Raw genomic sequence first — 20,722 nt, 5'->3', positions numbered from 1 at the left:
GCATGGTAACAACTTACAACCAACCAAACGCAACTGGTCATTACGGCAGATTCGGTGGACGATTTGTTCCTGAGACATTAATGCAAGCCGTGATTGAATTAGAGGAAGCGTATGATATAGCAATAAAGGATGAAGAGTTTCTAAAAGATTTTCGGTTCTATTTAAAAGATTATGTGGGACGAGAAAATCCGCTTTACTTTGCTGAGCGCTTAACGAAGAAAATGGGCGGCGCCAAGATTTATTTAAAACGTGAAGATCTCAATCACACAGGTGCACATAAAATAAATAATACAATTGGCCAAGCTTTACTTGCCGTTCGTATGGGCAAACGAAAAATCGTCGCGGAAACAGGCGCTGGTCAACATGGAGTGGCAACCGCTACCGTCTGCGCACTTTTAGACTTAGAATGTGTCATCTTTATGGGAGAAGAAGACGTTCGCCGTCAGCAGTTGAATGTTTTCCGTATGGAATTATTAGGTGCAAAAGTCGTAACGGTGACGCAAGGTAGTAGAACGTTAAAGGATGCAGTGAACGAAGCATTGCGTTACTGGGTGACGAATGTTGAGGATACTCACTACATTATGGGATCTGTTTTAGGCCCCCACCCCTTCCCTAAAATTGTCCGTGATTTCCAACGTGTGATTGGCGATGAAACGCGTAAGCAAATCGTTGAAAAAGAAGGTCGTCTACCCGATGCAATTGTTGCTTGTATTGGTGGTGGCAGTAACGCAATGGGTATGTTCTATCCCTTCATTGAAGATACAGATGTAAAATTATTCGGTGTTGAAGCTGCGGGTGCTGGACTAGGAACGGATAAACACGCGGCCACTTTAACAAAAGGTTCTGTTGGCGTGTTGCACGGAGCACTTATGTATTTACTGCAAGATGATGCTGGACAAATTCAAGAAGCGCATTCTATTTCAGCAGGACTTGATTATCCTGGTATCGGACCTGAGCATAGCTATCTACATGAAAATGGCCGCGTTAAATATACATCCGTAACAGATGACCAAGCGTTAGCAGCTGTTCAAATGCTGGCTCGCACGGAAGGTATCCTCCCTGCTCTTGAATCTGCACATGCAATTCATTTTGCTGGAGAACTGGCGGCTACGATGAGTCAAGATGAGATTGTTGTCATTTGTTTATCAGGACGTGGAGACAAAGACGTCGTCACTGTGCGTGATGCTCTTGGAGGTGGAAGTAATGACTAAAATGAAATTACAAACTGCCATTGAACAGCAAATCGCAACAGGTGGAAAAGCGTTTATTCCATATATCATGGCCGGTGACGGTGGGTTGTCAAAACTTCGTGAGCAATTACTGTTTCTTCAAGAAGCTGGTGCCACTGCGGTTGAATTAGGTATTCCTTTTTCTGACCCTGTAGCAGATGGACCAACTATTCAAGAAGCTGGCAAACGTGCGTTGGCTGAAGGTGTGACGTTGCGTGGTGTATTAGAAGAAATCGGTCGCTTGCGCAGTGAAGTGACCATTCCGATTGTCTTAATGACGTATTTGAATCCAGTGTTCCGCTATGGCATTGAGGCATTTGCAAAGGATTGTGCAGATGTGGGCGTTAGTGGATTAATCGTTCCAGATTTGCCACTTGAAGAGAGTGCCATGGTGCATGATGAATTTATTAAACACGATTTAGCCCTTGTTCAATTAGTGAGTTTAACAAGCCCTACAGAAAGAATCGAACGCATAGCAAAAGCTTCGGAAGGATTCTTATATGCCGTAACGGTCACTGGAATCACGGGAGCTCGAGCAGAATTTGCGGCAAACGTTGGGGAACATTTGGCGAAGCTGAAAAAAGTTAGTTCCGTACCCGTCATGGCAGGCTTCGGAATATCAACACCTGAGCAAGTTCGAGAAATGGGCAACCTAGCAGATGGCGTCATTGTCGGCAGTCGTATTGTTGATGCGCTTCATGCCGGTGATCTAGATAGTATTCGTGAGTTGATTGCTGCTTCAAAAGCAGTGGGAATTGTTTGATCGTGTAATTTAAAGCTTTTGGACCTCTTGCCTATTGCGTAAGAGGTCTTTTTTAGGAGGGAATTGGGTGAAACGGAATATACACTGGTTGAAGCCGATTAAACTATATTCTTAGCCGAAAAAATTAATTGAAATTTACTTCACCTTTTTTCGGAAGCTTTTCTTTAAATGCAAACTTGATGATTACTCACTAAATCAGTTGTTAGTCATTTGAGTGTGTTTATATCGCATACAATCAAGCTTTCCTTTTTACCGTTGCCTAATCCTGTAATTTAAAACCTAATCTGAACCTCATGCCCATTGGGTCTTTTTTGGGGAGGGAGTTTGGTGAAACGGAATAAACGCTGGGTTAAGTGGAATAATGCTCGGTCGTAGCCGATAAAAGTTCCAGTGAAGCCGAAGAAACTTCCCACGTAGCCGATTAAACATAAATTGAAATTTACTTCACCCCTTGTTCCGGAAAGTGAAACTCTTACGTGCATGACTCGTCTAGTTTTTTAAAGGAGGAATACATGTGGAGATGAAACTTTTGTTGGTTGCCATTATATTATTTTCTTCACTTTGGGTCACTGGGTGTTCTGGCAATACGTTTAACGCAGGAAAAGACACTGCGGTAGTAAGTAAAAATGAATTTCCTCCATCTATCCCTGGAGTCGTTAAGGTTAATAATACAAAACACGAAATGGTAGCTGGAGGTTATAAATGGGAAAGAGAACAAGGTTCTGAAACTCAGGTTGTCCAAACTGACGCTGCTTCCCCATACCAAATTGGTGAAGATTTCAAAGCCATTACTTTAGAACAGAACCAAAAAATCACGATTGAGATTGAAGAAAATCCCGAACTAGTTGTTTACTTATGGAATAAGGACGGAAGAGAAAAAGAAATTACTTTAAATGAAAATCAAATAACAGCTCCTGCAAGTAAAGGTAGATATATATTTGAAGTGTTAGCAAAATGGACTAACGGTGAAGTATCATACACATTTGTGGCAGAAGTAAAATAAAGATTCATTTTTATATAAAGAGAAATTACTATTTGAACTATCGGCACAAGTTAGTTAATTAGTTGTATTATTAGAGCATAATCTTTTCCAGGATGTGATTTCAATGCCCGATTGGTCTTATCATACTGTGTTTAAACCCGTGCTTACTCGCTTGCCGGATTCTTATGGAAGAGAATTCATTCATCGTGGCATGAGTCTTATCTCTACAATTCCAGGGGGAAGCAGTTTAATCAAGAATCTTGGTCATACTGAACCCTCCCAAAAGCTCGAAACAAGTATCTTCGGTCTGACCATTTCGAACCCAGTAGGTTTAAGTGGGAAAATTGATCCTAAAATAACGGGGACTAAGGCTTTTGGAAATCTCGGACTAGGTTTTTTAGAAGTTGGCCCTGTTTCAATAATCCCAAATGAATCGAGTTCACCACGATTTACACAAGAAAGGGACAATCTTGTCTACTCTTATCCATTAGAATCACTAGGTATAGAGGAAACAGTTAATAAGCTTAAAGAACTGAAGAAATTTAACAAGCCGATCTTTATTCGAATTGGGAAAACTGGCTTATGCGAGGAAACTGTCTCATTAGTAGAAACCTTATTTGATTACGGAGATGCTTTTATACTGGAGAAACGGTTTAGCGACCATGACTTGGAATTGATTAAAAAGGTCTTAAAAACGAAGCCATTATGTTTCTCGTTCTCCCAATCACAACTGGATACCGACTACTTGTCTAACTTAATAAGAAAAAAATATATAGATGGCGTCATCATTGAGGAACAGGCAATTGATACGGGTTCTGGTCAGATGTTTCCACTCGTTCAAGTCGAGAATTTAACAAAGACCATTCAAGAGGTTAAGGCAATAACGGATATCCCCATTATCGTTTCGGGTGGAATCCTTGAACCTAAAGATGCTTTGGGTTTATTTCAATCGGGAGCCGACCTTGTCATGCTATCAAGTGGCTATGTCTTTTCAGGACCCGGACTACCGAAAAGAATTAATGAAGCGTTAATGAGTGTAAAAGTGCAGGAAAGAACCGAGTATAAAGGCTGGATTTGGCATTGGTTATTCGGTTTGATTATGCTTTTTGGCGGCTTGTTAGCTTTACTAATTAGCATGACAGTGATTGTCCTACCTTACGATGAAGCATTTTTGCAGTTAACGCGTGAACAACTAATGGCAATAAATCCAAACATCATCCGATTCATGCAACACGATCGAATGACGTTAGCCGGAACGATGATTTCGGGAGGATTTCTCTACATGCGCATAGCCCGATATGGTGTTAGATACGGGATGTATTGGGCCAAAAAATCGATTCATACGGCAGGAATCGTTGGATTTCTTGGGATACTCCTGTTTATTGGATTTGGTTATTTCGATTGGTTACATGGGCTTCTTTGGCTCATGTTACTTCCATTTTTCTGGATTGGTTATCGAACAACTAGAAACTTCGCTGAGCATCCGACTTCTAGTAATCGGACCAACCATTCCGCTTGGAAAAAAGGATTATGGGGGCAATTTGCATTTGTGATCCTTGGATTTTCGTTTATCCTTGGTGGTTTCGTCATTTCCACAATTGGCGTTACCGGGGTATTTGTGCCGACCGACCTTATTTATATCTGTATGACTCCAGATCAATTAAACGACATAAATAACCGACTAATTCCAGTAATCGCCCATGACCGAGCAGGCTTGGGAAGTTCCTTAATCAGTGTAGGATTATTAGTATTAATGCTGGCATTATGGAGCTTTCAGCAAGGTGAAAAATGGGTGTGGTATACGTTCCTAATCGGAGGTATACCTGCTTTTAGTGCAGGTATTTTCATTCATTTTGCTATTGGATACATATCTTTTATTCATATACTACCTGCTTATTTTGCGTTGCTGCTATTTGTGATAGGGCTTGTCCTTTCAAAGGATTTTTTCTTGAAAGGGAAATGAAAAACACTTAAAAGAGATGTGTTTTTTAGGTCACCCAATTTTATGGTTGATCTTTTTTTAATGAAGGGACCGGTTGATAAAAAATCAGTATTACTTCTCTAATTAAATTAAAAGGCAACCCACTTATAAAAGTAGATTGCCTTAGTTGCCTTCTATTAAAACACGGTTTTCATCGTAATAAACTTCATTTCGGTCATTTCATCGACTGCAAACTTCACGCCTTCGCGTCCGTAGCCACTCATTTTTATACCGCCGTATGGCATATGATCTGTACGGAAGGTTGGAATGTCGTTAATAATAACTGCTCCCGCTTCAATTTCATCTGCAGCTCTCATGGCATCTGTTAAGACATTCGTGTAGATTGCTGCATTTAAACCGAATTTCGAATCATTTACATACCCAATCGCTTCATCAAGCTTGTCGTAAGGAATGATTGAAACGATGGGTGCGAATACTTCTTCGCATACGATTTGCATGTCTTCTTTTACGTTTATCATTACTGTTGGCTGCAATTGACGTTCTGTAAACTCTCCACCTGTTGCGACCGTAGCACCGAGAGTCTTGGCTTCTTCAATCCAACTAACGATGCGTTCTACTTCGTCAGGATGAATCATGGAACCAATATCCGTATTTTCATCAAGCGGATCGCCCACTACTAATTTTTTCGTTTCTTCCACAAATGCCTGTACAAATTCATCATGCACTTTACGATTTACATAGATACGTTGCAGGGATATACACACTTGTCCAGCAAAGCCAAACGCCCCTTCCACGCAACGTTTCACGATTTTTTCAATAGGTACACTTGGCTCTACAATTAGCGCAGAGTTGGAACCTAGCTCAAGAGTGATTTTGCGTAATCCCACTTTTTCTTTAATTGATAATCCGACAGGCACACTGCCGGTAAAGGTTACTTTTTTTACGTCTGGATGAGTAATGAGTGAGTCACTTAATTCACTCCCACTCCCCGTGATAATTTGAAGGACTCCGTCTGGCAAGCCAGCTTCTTTAAAAATTTCTGCCATGACAATTGCGCTCAATGGAGTTTGTGTGGCAGGTTTTAAAACTACTGTATTGCCTACTGCAAATGCAGGTCCAAGCTTGTGTGCAACCAAGTTAAACGGAAAGTTGAAAGGTGTGATAGCTGAGACAACGCCAATCGCTTCTTTTTTAGTCCAGCCAATTCGGTTTGCTCCACCCGGTGCTGCATCCATAGGAATCGTTTCCCCGCGGTATTGCTTCGCTTCTTCTGCAGAAAATTGATAGGTAGCAATTGTGCGATCCACTTCAGCACGCGCGGTTTTTAGTGGTTTCCCTGCTTCTTGTGCCAAAATCTTCGACAGCTCTTCTTTGCGTTCACGCATGATATTTACAACTTTATATAACATTTCCGCTCGATCGTAAGCTGTCCATTTTTTGAAGGAATGAAAAGCTTGTTCTGCTCCAGCAATTGCTACTTTGACATCTTCTACTGTCCCTTTAGCTACATGTGCAAGTACTTTCCCATCATATGGAGCTTTTAATTCATACGTTTCACTTGGTTCTCGCCAATCACCGTTAATCCAAAGTCCGGTTTCTTTCAAAAGAAACACCTCCTGATATTCGATATAGTCCTGCTTAATCTTAGTCTATCATTCTCCCCCACCACTTGACGCAGTTGCCGCATTCGTTGCAGCCATCGTAGCAACCATGGCTGCTTGTTGTGCTTGCATCATCATCTCAATCGTGGTGGCAAAACTAACCGATGTGATATCTTCATTGTCTATCATATGTTTCGTTTCAAGCTGAACAGCTATCGATAAAATCATTTCTTTATACCAATTGAATAACTTCATAGTTTCAAGGTCACGGTATGTTTCAATTACATGTTCTAATGCCCCTTCTTTTATTTCCAATGCTGCTAAAAACCCAACCATAACATAATGCATCGATTTTATTTTGATTTTTGCATTTTTTAATTGGTCTCTTATTTGGACAGCCTGTGCAACTACATTAGCATTATAAGTTGGACTCTTAAATGTAAGAATTTGAGACATCCACTGTAGCTCATTACCCATATAAAAACCTTGGGACCGTAATTCCCTATAGTATCTATTCATCGTCATTGCTCGCTCTTTTGGATCACCAGGCATTTTTCCGAGCATGACTGCATAAGGCACATCGTCAGGTTGAGTTAAGAATGGATGATGTGACTTCATCTCATCATATAGATACTTAGCTTGAGATGCTTCATGATTAGAGTCGTCGGTCATCAACACGGCTGCTAAATAACTGTAGACGTTCGATTTGAAGCCTGCCGCCTTTAAAATGTCTTGTTTCATTAAAAGATTATCGACCATTATAGATGAATCTTTATGTTCATTTTGTAAAAAGGCAGCCATCATGTAATGAATATGAGAACGAAGCGGTGAAAACCAACCTGATTTTTGCTTAATGGCATCGGAAGTGACCAAAAATTGTTTCGCATTAAAAGTTTTACCCGTAGTCACATAATAACTAGCTATCGATAATGAAATTCGTTTATCGACAGTCCATCCAACCGCGTTTTTCACTTGTTCAAATGTGGTTTGTAAATCTTGTTTCATCTGGTCCATCGTCATATCATTCACTCCCTTTTGTTACTTCTACGAGGGATGACCATTAAAAGTTTCGTTCTTCCACGTTCTCAACTCATTTTCATATGGGATTCGATTGTGACGTAAGTTCTCTTCCATTTCTAAAAGCTTTTCGGACTGCCACTCTTCTAAATGTTTAAGATCCCAGCTCTTTTTGAATAACAAGTATAAAAACAACTCCCGCATTTGCAAAAACAATTCCAGTTGGACTAAATCATTTTCTGTAAGTTCTCGGACGCTCAAGTAACCTTTTAGAAAATATTCTAAAAATTCTTGGTGAAACTTGTCCCACTTCGGATGGTAAGCACCACCTGTCCATAGCGCATGGTAAATAGAAGTCGAAAGGTCTTGAACGTACCAATTATAAGAACAATCGTCAAAATCAAATAGTACGAGTTGATTAGAGCTAACAAAAAAATTCCCTTGATGCAAATCGTTATGAATCAATCCGAAATTACGTTTGGCTTGAGGGAATGTAGCTAGTTTTATTAAAAGGTCTTTGTAAATTTCCTTTAACCAGTGCTTATTATCTACCAAGAGTGATGGAATTGGGTTTACTTCCCTATCATCTTCCATCCAAACTGGTCTATGAATTTTTTCCAGTGAAGTTTCACTGATTCGGTGCATCTGGCCAATAGTTTTACCCCATTCAAAAAAGAAATTCGCGTTCCATATGGATAAATCGGATACATCAAGTTCCTGGTTTTCTACAAATTGAAAAATAGTAATGTAAAAGAGCTTATTATCAATAATCAATTCTGTTACTCTTTTGTCATTAATTGAAATCACATCTGGTGTTTGAATATTATTTTTCCTCATTGCTTTCATAAATGACAGTTCAGCTTCAATCAATTCTTTTGACCTCTTTTTTATGGGTGTTAAACGTGCAATATACCAATGGTGATCCATTAAAAACCGAAACACATGGTTTTGGAAACCGCCAGAAAGTGGTTCAACTTTCTTAATCTTTTTTTGGGTTAATAACGTTAAGTTCTCTGAGATGCTTTCAATATTCATCTTGATTCCTCCTGTTCGTATTATGATTCAACTCATCGTAATTCTATAAAAAAATATAAAAATGATTAAATGAACCGTTAATTCGTTCACTTTTGGGCATACCAATATAAATTGAATTGAAAGGATGAGGATGAACATGACATTCAAAAAAACTAAGGTTGTTGCCAGTTTACTACTTTCTGCCGCTTTGCTCGGAGCTTGTGGAGATAAGGACGAGATAACAAAAGATGTTACAAATAATAATACGAACAATGACATTGAAGATGATGCACCTGGTGAAAATCCGGCCGATACCGGGGAAAATGAAATTTATGGATTTAAAAAGTTTGAACTTGAAGTAGATTATCCAGATCAAGAAGAAGCGATTGATGTGAATTATGAAGAAGAGAAAGACTCAACGGATGCTGAATATAAAAATGTGGCGGATGATACTTCAAATGCCACAGGTAAAGAAGCAATGGCCAAACTTAGACCATTATTTGGTCAACTTCAATTAAAAGAAGACATGACCGATGAAGATATCATTAATCGAGTTGTTGAAACGTTCGATATACAAGACAATTACACCAAAATCGATGTTGATATCATCTGGCATAATAATAAGAAAAAAGAAATTGAATTAGTAAAATAGGCTAGAAATGAAGTCCTTAACATTGGTTGAGGACTTTTATCATGAAAAAAATTGCCGAGTAAGTTACATTACTACATACACGTTACTCTATGTGAATGAAAGGATGTTCATTTTGCAAAAACAAATTAAGCTCATTCAACGACCTACAGGTACACCTACAAAAGATGATTTCGAAATGGTGAATGCACCAATTGGTAAAATATCTGAAGGCGAAGTGCTTGTTAAAACTGTCTATATTTCTGTTGATCCCTATTTACGAGGACGTATGAATGATACGAAATCTTATATTCCTCCGTTTGAATTAAACCAAATGATTTCGAGCGGCGTTGTTGCTCAAGTTGTTGACTCCAAGTCCGCACTTCTTGAAAAAGGAGATATGGTTTTAGGATCACTTCCTTGGCAAGAATTCAGCATAGCAAAAGATAATACGGTACGTAAAATTGACCATATACTTGCCCCTGCCTCTGCGTATTTGAGTGTACTTGGGATGACTGGATTAACAGCTTATTTTGGTTTACTGGATATCGGGAAGCCAAAAGAAGGTGAAACCGTTGTCGTTTCCGGAGCAGCTGGAGCAGTTGGTTCCATTGTTGGGCAAATCGCAAAAATTAAAGGTGCTCATGTTGTGGGAATCGCTGGTTCAGATGAAAAAGTGAAGTTCCTAATAGATGAATTAGGATTTGATGCAGCCATTAATTACAAAACGCAAGATGTGGCGGAAGCCTTACGTGAAGCATGTCCTAACGGAATAGATGTTTACTTTGAAAATGTTGGCGGAGAAATTGCTGATGCCGTCTTTCCACTATTAAATAACTTTGCACGAATTCCAGTGTGTGGCGCTATTTCTTCTTACAATAATGAACAAGTAGACGTTGGACCGCGTGTGCAAGGCTACTTAATCAAGACTAGCTCGTTAATGCAAGGTTTTACGATTGGTAACTATACATCTCGTTTTGGCGAAGGCGCAAAAGATTTAGCAACTTGGTTAACTGAAGGCAAACTCAAGTATGAAGAAACAATTACAGAAGGTTTTGACCATACCATAGACGCATTCTTGGATCTTTTCAAAGGTGCAAACCTAGGGAAATCTGTTGTTAAGGTGGCTGAAATCGAAAAATACTAATAGAGCAATGCCGTTTTGGAGTAATTCCTGAGCGGCTTTTTCTTTGAAATTATGTTAGAAGTTTTCTACCTTTCTGAGGACGATACTTTTTTCCTATTATGAATATGATTGGTGTTCCAATTATTGTTGGCAAGAACCAAAACCAAATCACGGGGTATTCATTTAACAACGGTATTCTATCGATATTCACGACTAAAGTAGCGGTGACTATACCTATATATGAACCTAACATTCCACCGATATGTGTCCCTAGCCAATTTTTCCATCGTATTTTCGCAGATAAATAACCAAGGAAAGCAAGTGAATACGAAAATACGCCAATATAAAATAGATAAGCACTTTCATTCCAGTGAATGATGGACATAACGACTGCACTAATAAATACGAAAACGAAAGAACCGTGATATATTTCCCCGAATGCCGTATGTTTTCCTTTTCTTTTCTTCGATAATCCTGCTAATAAACCTGTTAGTAAACAAATCATTCCTGTTATAATATGAACTGTTAAAAATATATTAAAAGTTTCATATGACCTCCAATACTTACAATCTTATACAGTTATTATAGCAATTAAATGTATGTTACTGGTGACAAAAAATAGAATATTGCAAGTTGTCACTTTTCTCAACAATTAACCTAAAGGGGCATAAAAACATGAGTGAATTTGATCGCGTACAAGAAACCACTTCTTTTCAATCAGTGGAAACGTTAAAACAACAATTACTGACGCTTGGTATTCAAGCGGGAGATGCTATTATGGTCCACTCTTCTATTAAGTCAATGGGATGGATTGCGGGTGGAGCGAAAGCCGTTATCGATGCTTTGATGGAAACCATAACACCGCAAGGCACTATCGTCATGGCTGCACAATCTGCAGAGAACTCCGAGCCTTCCTATTGGATGTTACCGCCTGTTCCGAAAGATTGGCATGAACCTATTCGTCAACATATGCCTGCATATGATCCACACTTAACACCTTTACGTGGAATGGGTAAAATTGCTGAATGTTTTCATCGTCATCCGAAAACGATTCGTAGCTATCATCCTGTACATAGTTTTATGGCTTGGGGCAAAAACGCAGAAAAATGGATGATGGAACATCCTTTGGAAGATTCTTTTGGCATGGGATCACCACTCGGCACTTTTTTAAATGAAAACGTCAAAATCCTGTTGATTGGTGTAGGCTATGATTCCTGTACAGCTTTACATCTATCTGAGAATTTTCTTGAAACGAAAACGTATACCAATCAAGGTGCGGCGATGTTAGTGGACGATGAGCGAATATGGATTGAGTATCAATCTGTAGATGGAGATTCGGATCGTTTCCCGGAACTTGGGGAAGCTTTTGAAAAAACACATGCAGACGCATTCTTTGTTGCTAAGTTAGGTCAAGCTGATTGTCGTGTTATTCAAATGAAACCAATTGTGGAATTTGGCATAGAGTGGTTAAAAGTGAATCCAGTAGTGGACCAATAAAAAATTTTTGAATTGCACAAGTAAAAATCTTATTTTTGTTCATCCTAAAGTATTCAATACTTTGGAGGGTCAAAATGAAATATTCGATTTATAAAATTGTCATCACAGCCATTATTGGGCTGTGTGTAATTGCTCCTATTGCTACTTTTGCAACTTATTACACTAATTCTCAAGATGAAAAATCAACTAATCTTGAAATTAACATTCTACAGTCAATTGATGATGACAACATGTACAAAAATATCAAATCTCTATCCAAAAAACCTCGTGTTGCGGGAACCGAACAAGAAGATGAAGCGGTTGGCTATATTAAAAAGCAATTCGATTCCTATGGCTATAAAACCGAGGTTCAAACATTTACTTTCAATGACTATACAGCACCTCATACCATTGAATTAACGCTAGATGGATTTATACATATTGTAGATCCAAGTGCCTTAGAATATTCAGTTAGTGGACATGTAGTTGGCGAAGTTATCCCAGCTGGGCTCGGGAAAGTTAAGGAGCTACAACATCTCGATTTAGCTGGAAAGATTGTTCTTATAAAACGTGGCGATATTAGTTTCAAGGAGAAAATGTTAAATGCGGCCAAGAAAGGGGCAGCTGGTGTGATTTTTTACAACAATGCTCCTGGCGATATTATGGGAAGTCTTGGTGAAGCAAACGACTCCTTTATACCCGCTGTATTATTGACACAAGCTGAAGGGGAAAAGTTGGTAAAGCAAGTCAAAAATAATCCCGATACTCAAGCTACACTTAACATTGAAGGAGCAAAATCTATTACAAATATTTCTCACAATGTCATTGCTACTAAGAAACCCTCAAATCAAAACAACTCTAAAATCAAAGCCAAACATGACATAATCGTAATTAGTGCACATCATGATTCGGTTGCTGGAGCACCTGGTGCCAATGACAATGCATCAGGGACTGCTATGACGCTTGAACTCGCTCGCATCTTTAAAACCATTCCTAGCGATACAGAAATTCGATTTATAACATTTGGCGCTGAAGAACTGGGATTACTTGGCTCAAATCATTACGTTGATCAGTTATCAGCTAATGAAATTGGTCGTATCAAAGCAAACTTTAATTTAGATATGGTAGGTAGTAAAGATGCGGGTAAATTAACTTTAGAAACGATAGACGACAAGCCTAATCTAGTCACAGAACTCACTCAAGCAGCAAGTTTAAAATTAAACGGAAAACCAACTCCTGTAAACCAAGGTGACCGTAGTGATCATGTTCCTTTTGCAAAAGCAGGCATTCCCGCTGCTTTATTCATTCATAATCCAGCAGAGCCTTGGTATCATAAACCCGAAGATAAAATAGATAAAATCAGCAAAGCAAAGCTCCAAGATGTTGCTGAAATTGTCACTCTTGCCATCATGAATCAAACCCGTGTAGAGCACTATGCGAAATAAATCATCATACATGAAAACCCTACGTACCTGGAAAATAATCAGGTTACGTGGGGTTTTCTTTTAATTAGATGGAAAAAGCAGGAACTTGTTTTTTAGTAACGAATATTATAAGATAAAAACTTTTTATTTGTTGTTCTTAAAGGAGAATGAATGTAGATCCTTCATTATAATTTATGTATCTAACAGAAGATGAATTACATAACTATGCTATAGCGGGTCCTTATGCAATTGTTCAAGTTAAACATGACATTCTTTTTGGATTTAACCACTTTCGTAAAAGATGGGAACTACCAGCAGGAAGAAGAGAATTAAATGAATCTCCTAAAGAATGTGCTATTCGTGAACTGTACGAGGAAACGGGACAAAAAGTTGAAAACTTGGCATTTCAAGGTTTAGCAAAAATTCGAAATCTAGAAACACAACGTGTAAAATAAAACCCCGTCTACTTTTGTAAAGCCTCTCACTTAACTTCTTTTATTCCGAATGACGAAATGGAACGAATCACATTATGGGATTTATCCAGTGATATTGGACCTGTCGATCACTTAGATTTACAGATTTGGATGGCGTTACAACATAGTCAACCACTTATTCACGGTTAGCGCTTAGACCTATATCGTTCACCCTGGGATCCTCCTTTAGAGGACATTTTAAAATAATTAAATTTTTAATTTTACGAATGGCGGTGTTTTATGTCAAAGAAGGGTAATTTTAAATTCTTTCCTTTCGATATTATTAAAGGGGAAGAAATCGATTTAATAATAGAACAAAAAATTCCTGAAAATAAAGTAAAAGGATTTGTTCCAACCTATTGTTATGCAATCAATCTGACAGGAACTAAACTAACCATAGGAACCATTGATCTTCGTATAGGTAACAATACACTTACTTACTATGGTGGACATATTGGATACGGCATAGATAAGAAACATAGGGGACATCACTATGCAGCGAAAGCGTGTAAATTACTCGGAAAAGTTGCGCTAGCTCATGGAATGGATGAGTTAATTATTACGTGTAACCCTGAAAATATCGCATCCCAAAAGACGTGTATTAGAATTGGGGCAGAACTTATTGAAATAGTAGACTTACCAACTGACACCGATATGTACTTAGAAGGGGAACGTCAAAAGTGTATCTATAAATGGAGGATTTTCTCATGACTACAACCTACGTAACCTGGGGACAATCTCTTAATGATGCACTCCTTTCTCAACTCTTTATAAAATTGAAAACAATATAAAACATTGAGAAACATAACTTATAGGTTAAGCGTCACTTAGAAACGAAAGGTTGATATTCTACATGCTTGAAAAATTCAAAATTCCTATCTCGGCTTTCAATCATGAAAGAACGATTCGCGTTTATACACCACCCACTTATGAGGCAGAACAAACTAAACGTTACTCTGTCCTGTATATGCACGATGGACAAAATGTCTTTGAAGACCAAGATGCAATTCAAGGGGTTTCATTAGGATTGAAAGATTACTTAGATAAAAGTAGATTAGAACTAATTGTGGTAGGCATAGATACAAACACGCTAGGTGATGAACGCAAAAATGAGTACTGTCCTTGGGTTGATGGTGAATATAGTAAGAATTGAATTTAATCGGGATAGAAAGTACTACCGGTGGTAAAGGTGCAGCTTACGTTGAGTTTATTGTTAATGAACTTAAGCCATTTATTGATTCTAAATATAGAACACTTGAGCACTCCACTAGTATTGCGGGTGTTTCCCTGGGTGGTCTGATTTCAACGTACGCTGTATGTCGATACCCTCACATATTTACCAAAGTCGCAACCATCTCTTCTGCTTTTTGGCGTAACCAAGAAGAAATAGAAAAGTTGCTAATACATACAGATTTGTCGTCCATAGAAAAGTTTTACATGGATGGTGGAACGAAAGAAAGCGAAGACGAGCGGATAAGCAAAGGATTTCTAGAATCCAACCAAGCAATATTTGATATCCTATCAGGGAAACTAACGGATACTAAATTTGAAATACTGGAAGATGCTGAACATAATTATTCGTCTTTCCGTAAAAGGGTCCCTGAAATATTCACTGAACTATTTAGTTGAAATCGCTCAAACAAGTAATTTGGTTACTTTTTAAGAAATAGGAAATTGCAAAAGGAATGCCTCCTTCTCTCAATATGAAGAAGTCATTCCTTTTTCTGAAACTTATTTAGCCAAACCATTAAATCCTTTAACATCTCTAGGGAAATTTGATGGTTGATATCTTCGTAAATCAACAAATCGACATCTTTTCTCCCTTCGACTTCAATCAAGTGATTAAAGTAATCCTTTTGCCCCTCCACTGGAACTGTTTGATCTGAATCACCATGCATAAGAAGTACGGGTGAATTACAATTTTTTCGCTCAACTGGATTATATTTTCTCGACATATGTTCTTCTTCCACTGGTATCTCAGGTCGGTTGTCCATCTTTCTAAACTGTCTTTCTGATAACAAAAAAGATCCAGACCCGTTAATGTTTACTAAGCCGCCTAATTTTTTTGAGGATGCAAAAATACCATTCGCAATAAAACCTCCCATAGAGCTTCCCGCAACGATGGTTTTTTGCAATTGAATGCCTAATTCTTTCGTAAACTCATCAAACTCTTCAATACTTTCAACAATCGTTTTCCAAAAATATTTCTGTATTACTTCTTTATTAATGTGGTTTTCTAATAAATTTCTAGTATCGTGATAAATGATTTCCGGAACGATTACCCTAAATCCTTTCTGTGTAATATTCTCAGCTAAATTACTGTAGCTATCCGCATCTGTTCCCCAACCATGATATAAAATAATAGTTAGCCATTAATGTTATGTATTGGCTCGAACAACTTATAATTAAAGTTTTTCAATTTCACTTTTTTCATTAATCAGTTCAATCCTTATTATAGATTCTGTTACCTTTAACAGATTTCATAAAAAAGCACTTACCACAATTAATCCATATTAAAATTCCGGATATCAGCTATTGGACCGACTTCTTTATAGTCTTCGTTTTCCATGAACGAAATTAGTTTTCGCGCAGTTTGTTCGGCACTGCTTAGTAAACCTTGTTCTTTGTAATCAATGAACTTATCAAGTAGTGGAAACGCATCTTCACTGCTAGCTCGAATATTCTCTTGCATGCCCGTGTCGATTATACCAGGAGCGATTGAAACAATTTCTATAGGATGCTTAGCCTTCAATTGCTCAAGTGCCACAACCCGTGAAAAATGATCAAGTCCCGCTTTTGTCGCACAGTAAGTTCCCCAGCCTTCATATGCATTTCGACCAGCACCAGACGAAATATTGACAATACGCTTTGTTCCCTGAAAATCCTTCAACTTAGAGATATATGCATTAGAAATAATCATTGGTGCAGTCAAATTGACCGCGATTGCCTTCGTCATTTCTTCAGGACTTACAGACCCAATTAACCCTATTGGATCAACCATCCCTGCATTATTAATGAGTGTGAATGAACCAACATTTTCTGGTACAGACTCGATTACTTCATTCAACAGCGATTCAAGTTTCTCCGTCTTAGAAAGGTCTGCCTGAATGAATTTCATCCCGTCTAGTTCGCTCTCTGTACGGGCGATTCCAACAACACAATGACCCGCTTCGATAAGCTGTTTCGCAAGTTCAAGGCCAATTCCTTTTGATGCTCCAGTGATAATATATGCTTTCATTTATTCCATCCCTTCGAGGCTCTATCTTAAAAGTCGTAAAACTCCATATGTCCCTTATCTTTCTTGTAATAATCCATTCGGTCTTTTAGGGTGCCCGTATGAAATTCGAATTTATGTCCGTCTGGATCTTCAAAGTAAATGGACTTTTTATCCCGAGCATCTCTCGCTCGACTAGGCAATATCGAAACATTTAATTTCTTCAATTTATCAAGTGTTTCATCAAATTCACACAGATTGATTGTGAATGCCAAATGTGTGTAAGAATCGTAAATTTCATTTCGTGGAATGTCTCTTTCTTCATTCAATGCAAGCCACAAACCATCTAAGTCAAAGTAGGCGGTCGTTCTGCCTTTTGCTATTAACTTAGCACCAAGGACTTTCGAGTAGAATTCAATCGAGTTCTCTAGACTCGATACAGAAAACAACAAATGATTAATCTTCATCTCGGCTATCCCTGCACACGTTCAAGTAATCGATATGGTCTTACTTCATATGATTCATAGGCTACATTTCCTTGGTTCATGGCATCAAAGACTCGCGTTGCAAAGTGCTCTCTTGTAATCCAATCGGCTACATTCGTTTCATTTAGTTCAACAAACTGCGCATCGATTGTTTCTCCCGGGTTAGGTGTAGCGCTTCCCGAAATCCACTTTCCTCTGTAAACGAGACAAAGTACTCCAGTCGTGACATTTTGATAAACACCCACCATATCACCAATCTCCGCATGAATTCCTGTTTCTTCAAGAACTTCGCGAGCTACAGCATCCTTCATACTCTCCCCTGGCTCTACTCGTCCACCTGGCATCTCGTACGTGTTGGAACGATGTTCATTTCGAACAAGCAGGACTTGCCCCGCTTCATTTTGAATAAAACCAGATACAGCCACAATATAAGGTGATGTTGAATAGTTGCCTGTCGACTCCATAAAGTCTTCTGAACTGTTCTCAAATAAAGACGGTAGGGTCTGTCTGTAGTTTTGAGCAGTTTGATGATGTTCTGATTCACGAATAGCAGCATCAACATGTTCAAAATCCGCTAGGTCTCGGTATGCCCACATTGCCATAATTTCCGTTCTGCTTTCATTTACCCAACGGCCGACAAGGCTTGCACCATGTGTCAGTTGATTTGGTAATAGAAAGGTGTGAAAAAAATGGTTAAACGTATCGTACATGTCCGGATTTATAGTGTAGGATTTTCTTCGAAATAACATTAATTCTCCACCTTCATTTTCAATAAATGTTCTATTATGTAGCGTTAGTCTTTTTTGGATGTTGATTCTTCATCTTCTATTTCGTGTTTTGTATCATGGAGAAGTGTAGTTTTGCTTTCCTCTTTTTTCCCTTTAAAATCATCCTCAACTTGCGAGAAATAATCTAAAGGCAATCGACGATTAGTAGCTAATCGCCACAACGACCAAATAATAACAACCACTAATAACATAAAAATGATTTTACCCAAATCATATTCACTCCTTTTCTTTAATTGTACCTTAAGCCGTGTTAGAAAGTAGTTGGCGCATAGTTATTGCTATCTTTTACCTTTCTCTAATCCATTTTGAAAACCCTTTATTTCATTTGCCCATCTTTACCAGTATTTATTCCCATTCAGTTTGATTTATTCCTTTTCACGAGGGGTTTAATCCCGTTCGCGACTGTTTTATTCCTATTCATCCCCGTTTATTCCTTTTCAATCGATGTTTTTTCCCGTTCACCCAATTTCCCCATAAAAAAGCCGTCATCTCACAAGTTTTCACTCGGAAAAATGACGGCTTTTCGTAACTCTTAGTTTGAATTTGCTTGAATTTCTTTATTCTCTTCAGCCGTGAAGGCGCGCGATCTGGTTAAGAATCGTTTACCTTCTACACCTTCTAAAGAAAACATACCGCCACGACCGTCTATCACGTCGATAATCAGTTGTGTATGTTTCCAATAGTCATATTGGCTTTTGTGCATATAGAAAGGACTGTCGCCGATTGAACCGAGCAGCACATCTTGATCCCCAACCATCAAATCGCCTTCTGGGTAGCACATTGGTGCAGACCCGTCACAGCAACCTCCTGATTGGTGGAACATGACAGGACCGTGCTTGCTTTTCAATAACTCGATCAGTTCAAGCGTGGCGTCCGTTGCAGTAACGCGTTCAATCATTGGTCCATTCCCCTTTCGATCAAAAGAATCCTAATTTGTTTTCGTTGTAACTAACAAGTAGGTTTTTAGTTTGTTGGTAGTGATTCAACATCATTAAGTGGTTTTCGCGACCGATACCTGACATTTTGTATCCACCGAACGCAGCATGTGCTGGGTAAGCATGGTAACAGTTTGTCCAAACGCGACCAGCATGAATCGCACGCCCGAAACGGTATGCTGTATTCATGTTACGTGACCATACACCTGCTCCAAGTCCATATAAAGTATCATTGGCAATTTCAAGTGCCTCTTCTTGAGTTTTGAACGTTGTTACTGAGACAACTGGACCAAAGATTTCTTCTTGGAAAATACGCATTTTGTTATTCCCTTTGAAGACAGTCGGTTTCACATAATATCCTCCCGCGAAATCGCCGTCAATATTATTACGTTCTCCACCAATTAAGCATTCTGCTCCCTCTTGTTTCCCGATATCCAGGTAAGACAAGATTTTTTCTAATTGTTCGTTAGAAGCTTGAGCACCCATCATCGTATTTGGATCAAGAGGGTTTCCAGTTATAATTGCTTCAACGCGTGCTAATACTTTTTCCATAAATTTATCGTAAATAGACTCTTGAACTAATGCACGTGAAGGGCATGTACATACTTCCCCTTGGTTCAATGCAAATAATACAAATCCTTCAACTGCTTTATCTAAGAACGCATCATCATGATCCATTACATCTTCGAAGAAAATGTTTGGTGACTTGCCGCCTAATTCTAAAGTAACTGGAATTAAGTTTTGAGAAGCGTATTGCATAATCATACGACCTGTAGTCGTTTCACCAGTGAAGGCAATTTTTCCGATACGCGGGTTCGATGCAAGTGGCTTCCCGGCTTCTAATCCAAAACCATTGACAATGTTCAACACACCTGGTGGTAATAAATCTCCAACTAGTTCAGCAAATACTAGAATACTAGCTGGTGTTTGCTCAGCAGGTTTTAACACTACACAGTTTCCTGCAGCTAGGGCTGGAGCAAGCTTCCATACCGCCATTAATAGTGGGAAGTTCCAAGGAATGATTTGTCCTACTACTCCAATAGGTTCATGGAAATGATAAGCAACTGTATCATCATCAATTTGACTTAATGAGCCTTCTTGCGCACGGATAGCCCCTGCAAAGTAGCGGAAGTGGTCGATAGCAAGAGGTAAATCTGCATTTAATGTTTCACGTACTGCTTTCCCGTTATCCCAAGTTTCTGCAACAGCTAACATTTCTAAGTTTTCTTCCATACGATCAGCAATTTTATTTAAAATATTAGCACGTGCAGCTACAGACGTTTTTCCCCAATCGTCTTTTGCTGCATGGGCTGCATCAAGAGCTAGTTCAATGTCTTCTGAAGTTGAGCGAGCAATTTGAGTGAAATTTTGACCCGTTACAGGTGTTACGTTATCAAAATATTGACCATTTACTGGAGCAGTCCACTCACCATTAATATAATTATCATATTTTTCTTTAAAAGTTATGATAGAACCATCTGTGTTTGGAAATGCATATACCATTCTCAAGTTCCTCCTATTTGTACAAGTAGTAATTTCCATTGTATGCGCTTTTATCTATTAAAATGATAGAATCCTAAACTTTGGAAATCCTTCTATTTTATATTGTCAGATTACATCGAAAA

At 38.6% G+C, this 20,722-nt stretch carries 23 protein-coding genes; 12 read left to right on the top strand and 11 right to left on the bottom strand.

All coding sequences use genetic code 11. The features are described from left to right. Window positions 1-2: 2 nt before the first annotated feature. The 4 genes from trpB to C8K15_RS12385 all read left to right on the top strand — a co-directional run bounded on the left by trpB (window position 3) and on the right by C8K15_RS12385 (window position 4,937). Window positions 3-1,211: a tryptophan synthase subunit beta gene (gene trpB / locus C8K15_RS12400; protein ID WP_108586714.1), complete on the top strand. Its 1,209-nt coding sequence runs from the start codon at window positions 3-5 to the stop codon at window positions 1,209-1,211. Then, window positions 1,204-1,992: a tryptophan synthase subunit alpha gene (gene trpA / locus C8K15_RS12395; protein ID WP_108586713.1), complete on the top strand. Its 789-nt coding sequence runs from the start codon at window positions 1,204-1,206 to the stop codon at window positions 1,990-1,992. The genes trpB and trpA overlap by 8 nt, the downstream gene beginning before the upstream one ends. Window positions 1,993-2,512: 520 nt before the next feature. After that, window positions 2,513-2,995, top strand: a complete 483-nt coding sequence (locus C8K15_RS12390) for a hypothetical protein (protein ID WP_369973748.1) — start codon at window positions 2,513-2,515, stop codon at window positions 2,993-2,995. Between the two features lie 103 nt (window positions 2,996-3,098). Further along, the gene (locus C8K15_RS12385; protein WP_108586711.1) at window positions 3,099-4,937 is read left to right on the top strand and encodes a beta/alpha barrel domain-containing protein; all 1,839 of its coding nucleotides are present in this window, start codon (window positions 3,099-3,101) and stop codon (window positions 4,935-4,937) included. Between the two features lie 155 nt (window positions 4,938-5,092). On the opposite strand, the gene C8K15_RS12380 is transcribed toward C8K15_RS12385, so the two are convergent. From C8K15_RS12380 to C8K15_RS12370, 3 genes are read right to left on the bottom strand one after another with little or no spacing between them, the layout of a single operon-like run. After that, window positions 5,093-6,520: an aldehyde dehydrogenase family protein gene (locus tag C8K15_RS12380; protein WP_108586710.1), complete on the bottom strand. Its 1,428-nt coding sequence runs from the start codon at window positions 6,518-6,520 to the stop codon at window positions 5,093-5,095. Between the two features lie 48 nt (window positions 6,521-6,568). Continuing rightward, window positions 6,569-7,537 carry a DUF4003 family protein gene (locus C8K15_RS12375; protein ID WP_108586709.1) on the bottom strand — a complete coding sequence of 323 codons (969 nt, stop codon included), beginning with the start codon at window positions 7,535-7,537 and terminating at the stop codon, window positions 6,569-6,571. A 24-nt stretch (window positions 7,538-7,561) separates the two neighbouring features. Next, window positions 7,562-8,569, bottom strand: coding sequence for a phosphotransferase enzyme family protein (locus C8K15_RS12370; protein ID WP_108586708.1), 1,008 nt, complete (start codon window positions 8,567-8,569; stop codon window positions 7,562-7,564). Between the two features lie 136 nt (window positions 8,570-8,705). Here C8K15_RS12370 and C8K15_RS12365 point away from each other — a divergent pair, with 136 nt between their 5' ends. Together C8K15_RS12365 and C8K15_RS12360 are read left to right on the top strand one after the other, a co-directional pair. Beyond that, window positions 8,706-9,200, top strand: a complete 495-nt coding sequence (locus C8K15_RS12365) for a YusW family protein (protein WP_108586707.1) — start codon at window positions 8,706-8,708, stop codon at window positions 9,198-9,200. Between the two features lie 103 nt (window positions 9,201-9,303). Beyond that, window positions 9,304-10,323, top strand: a complete 1,020-nt coding sequence (locus tag C8K15_RS12360) for an NADP-dependent oxidoreductase (protein WP_108586706.1) — start codon at window positions 9,304-9,306, stop codon at window positions 10,321-10,323. A 49-nt stretch (window positions 10,324-10,372) separates the two neighbouring features. Here C8K15_RS12360 and C8K15_RS12355 read toward each other — a convergent pair whose 3' ends face one another. Next, complete coding sequence (locus C8K15_RS12355) at window positions 10,373-10,807, bottom strand: DUF2306 domain-containing protein (protein ID WP_108586705.1); 435 nt, start codon at window positions 10,805-10,807, stop codon at window positions 10,373-10,375. A gap of 170 nt (window positions 10,808-10,977) precedes the next feature. On the opposite strand from C8K15_RS12355, the gene C8K15_RS12350 reads away from it, so the two are divergent. The 6 genes from C8K15_RS12350 (at window position 10,978) to C8K15_RS21175 (ending at window position 15,304) form a co-directional block, all read left to right on the top strand. Next, window positions 10,978-11,799 carry an AAC(3) family N-acetyltransferase gene (locus C8K15_RS12350; RefSeq protein WP_108586704.1) on the top strand — a complete coding sequence of 274 codons (822 nt, stop codon included), beginning with the start codon at window positions 10,978-10,980 and terminating at the stop codon, window positions 11,797-11,799. A gap of 74 nt (window positions 11,800-11,873) precedes the next feature. After that, window positions 11,874-13,223, top strand: coding sequence for a M28 family peptidase (locus C8K15_RS12345; protein WP_108586703.1), 1,350 nt, complete (start codon window positions 11,874-11,876; stop codon window positions 13,221-13,223). A gap of 173 nt (window positions 13,224-13,396) precedes the next feature. Continuing rightward, a complete protein-coding gene (locus C8K15_RS12340; RefSeq protein WP_108586702.1) occupies window positions 13,397-13,657 on the top strand; it encodes an NUDIX domain-containing protein in 261 nt (86 codons plus the stop codon). A 258-nt stretch (window positions 13,658-13,915) separates the two neighbouring features. Next, the gene (locus C8K15_RS12335; RefSeq protein ID WP_108586701.1) at window positions 13,916-14,386 is read left to right on the top strand and encodes a GNAT family N-acetyltransferase; all 471 of its coding nucleotides are present in this window, start codon (window positions 13,916-13,918) and stop codon (window positions 14,384-14,386) included. A 142-nt stretch (window positions 14,387-14,528) separates the two neighbouring features. After that, window positions 14,529-14,828, top strand: a complete 300-nt coding sequence (locus tag C8K15_RS21180) for an alpha/beta hydrolase-fold protein (RefSeq protein WP_255421110.1) — start codon at window positions 14,529-14,531, stop codon at window positions 14,826-14,828. Beyond that, window positions 14,825-15,304, top strand: a complete 480-nt coding sequence (locus tag C8K15_RS21175) for an alpha/beta hydrolase (RefSeq protein ID WP_255421109.1) — start codon at window positions 14,825-14,827, stop codon at window positions 15,302-15,304. Before C8K15_RS21180 ends, C8K15_RS21175 begins: the two co-directional genes overlap by 4 nt. Before the next feature lie 83 nt (window positions 15,305-15,387). Here C8K15_RS21175 and C8K15_RS12325 read toward each other — a convergent pair whose 3' ends face one another. The 7 genes from C8K15_RS12325 to adh form a co-directional block, all read right to left on the bottom strand. Continuing rightward, window positions 15,388-16,035: an alpha/beta hydrolase family protein gene (locus C8K15_RS12325; RefSeq protein ID WP_255421112.1), complete on the bottom strand. Its 648-nt coding sequence runs from the start codon at window positions 16,033-16,035 to the stop codon at window positions 15,388-15,390. Between the two features lie 143 nt (window positions 16,036-16,178). After that, window positions 16,179-16,913 carry a (S)-benzoin forming benzil reductase gene (locus C8K15_RS12320; protein ID WP_108586699.1) on the bottom strand — a complete coding sequence of 245 codons (735 nt, stop codon included), beginning with the start codon at window positions 16,911-16,913 and terminating at the stop codon, window positions 16,179-16,181. Between the two features lie 26 nt (window positions 16,914-16,939). Beyond that, entirely contained in the window at window positions 16,940-17,356 is a 417-nt protein-coding gene (fosB, locus tag C8K15_RS12315; RefSeq protein ID WP_108586698.1) for a metallothiol transferase FosB, read from the bottom strand. 5 nt (window positions 17,357-17,361) lie between these two features. Next, a complete protein-coding gene (locus C8K15_RS12310) occupies window positions 17,362-18,123 on the bottom strand; it encodes an NUDIX hydrolase (RefSeq protein WP_108586697.1) in 762 nt (253 codons plus the stop codon). Between the two features lie 44 nt (window positions 18,124-18,167). Further along, window positions 18,168-18,371 (bottom strand): hypothetical protein, encoded by a 204-nt coding sequence (locus C8K15_RS12305; protein WP_108586696.1) that lies wholly within the window; start codon window positions 18,369-18,371, stop codon window positions 18,168-18,170. A gap of 323 nt (window positions 18,372-18,694) precedes the next feature. After that, window positions 18,695-19,060: a DUF779 domain-containing protein gene (locus C8K15_RS12300; RefSeq protein ID WP_108586695.1), complete on the bottom strand. Its 366-nt coding sequence runs from the start codon at window positions 19,058-19,060 to the stop codon at window positions 18,695-18,697. A gap of 19 nt (window positions 19,061-19,079) precedes the next feature. Beyond that, window positions 19,080-20,600: an aldehyde dehydrogenase gene (adh, locus tag C8K15_RS12295; RefSeq protein WP_108586694.1), complete on the bottom strand. Its 1,521-nt coding sequence runs from the start codon at window positions 20,598-20,600 to the stop codon at window positions 19,080-19,082. Between the last annotated feature and the right edge of the window lie 122 nt (window positions 20,601-20,722).

This window comes from Paenisporosarcina sp. OV554 (assembly GCF_003058165.1).
GTDB lineage: Bacteria > Bacillota > Bacilli > Bacillales_A > Planococcaceae > Paenisporosarcina.
This window is presented reverse-complemented; position numbering and strand designations above follow the sequence as displayed.

What these genes read in the sequence shown, in the direction of transcription:
- trpB (WP_108586714.1), top strand. Translation starts at nt 3, where the DNA reads ATGGTAACAACTTACAACCAACCAAACGCAACTGGTCATTACGGCAGA.
- trpA (WP_108586713.1), top strand. Translation starts at nt 1,204, where the DNA reads ATGACTAAAATGAAATTACAAACTGCCATTGAACAGCAAATCGCAACA.
- C8K15_RS12390 (WP_369973748.1), top strand. Translation starts at nt 2,513, where the DNA reads ATGAAACTTTTGTTGGTTGCCATTATATTATTTTCTTCACTTTGGGTC.
- C8K15_RS12385 (WP_108586711.1), top strand. Translation starts at nt 3,099, where the DNA reads ATGCCCGATTGGTCTTATCATACTGTGTTTAAACCCGTGCTTACTCGC.
- C8K15_RS12375 (WP_108586709.1), bottom strand. Translation starts at nt 7,537, where the DNA reads ATGACGATGGACCAGATGAAACAAGATTTACAAACCACATTTGAACAA.
- C8K15_RS12370 (WP_108586708.1), bottom strand. Translation starts at nt 8,569, where the DNA reads ATGAATATTGAAAGCATCTCAGAGAACTTAACGTTATTAACCCAAAAA.
- C8K15_RS12365 (WP_108586707.1), top strand. Translation starts at nt 8,706, where the DNA reads ATGACATTCAAAAAAACTAAGGTTGTTGCCAGTTTACTACTTTCTGCC.
- C8K15_RS12360 (WP_108586706.1), top strand. Translation starts at nt 9,304, where the DNA reads ATGTTCATTTTGCAAAAACAAATTAAGCTCATTCAACGACCTACAGGT.
- C8K15_RS12355 (WP_108586705.1), bottom strand. Translation starts at nt 10,807, where the DNA reads ATGATTTGTTTACTAACAGGTTTATTAGCAGGATTATCGAAGAAAAGA.
- C8K15_RS12350 (WP_108586704.1), top strand. Translation starts at nt 10,978, where the DNA reads ATGAGTGAATTTGATCGCGTACAAGAAACCACTTCTTTTCAATCAGTG.
- C8K15_RS12345 (WP_108586703.1), top strand. Translation starts at nt 11,874, where the DNA reads ATGAAATATTCGATTTATAAAATTGTCATCACAGCCATTATTGGGCTG.
- C8K15_RS12340 (WP_108586702.1), top strand. Translation starts at nt 13,397, where the DNA reads ATGTATCTAACAGAAGATGAATTACATAACTATGCTATAGCGGGTCCT.
- C8K15_RS12335 (WP_108586701.1), top strand. Translation starts at nt 13,916, where the DNA reads ATGTCAAAGAAGGGTAATTTTAAATTCTTTCCTTTCGATATTATTAAA.
- C8K15_RS21180 (WP_255421110.1), top strand. Translation starts at nt 14,529, where the DNA reads ATGCTTGAAAAATTCAAAATTCCTATCTCGGCTTTCAATCATGAAAGA.
- C8K15_RS12320 (WP_108586699.1), bottom strand. Translation starts at nt 16,913, where the DNA reads ATGAAAGCATATATTATCACTGGAGCATCAAAAGGAATTGGCCTTGAA.
- fosB (WP_108586698.1), bottom strand. Translation starts at nt 17,356, where the DNA reads ATGAAGATTAATCATTTGTTGTTTTCTGTATCGAGTCTAGAGAACTCG.
- C8K15_RS12310 (WP_108586697.1), bottom strand. Translation starts at nt 18,123, where the DNA reads ATGTTATTTCGAAGAAAATCCTACACTATAAATCCGGACATGTACGAT.
- C8K15_RS12300 (WP_108586695.1), bottom strand. Translation starts at nt 19,060, where the DNA reads ATGATTGAACGCGTTACTGCAACGGACGCCACGCTTGAACTGATCGAG.
- adh (WP_108586694.1), bottom strand. Translation starts at nt 20,600, where the DNA reads ATGGTATATGCATTTCCAAACACAGATGGTTCTATCATAACTTTTAAA.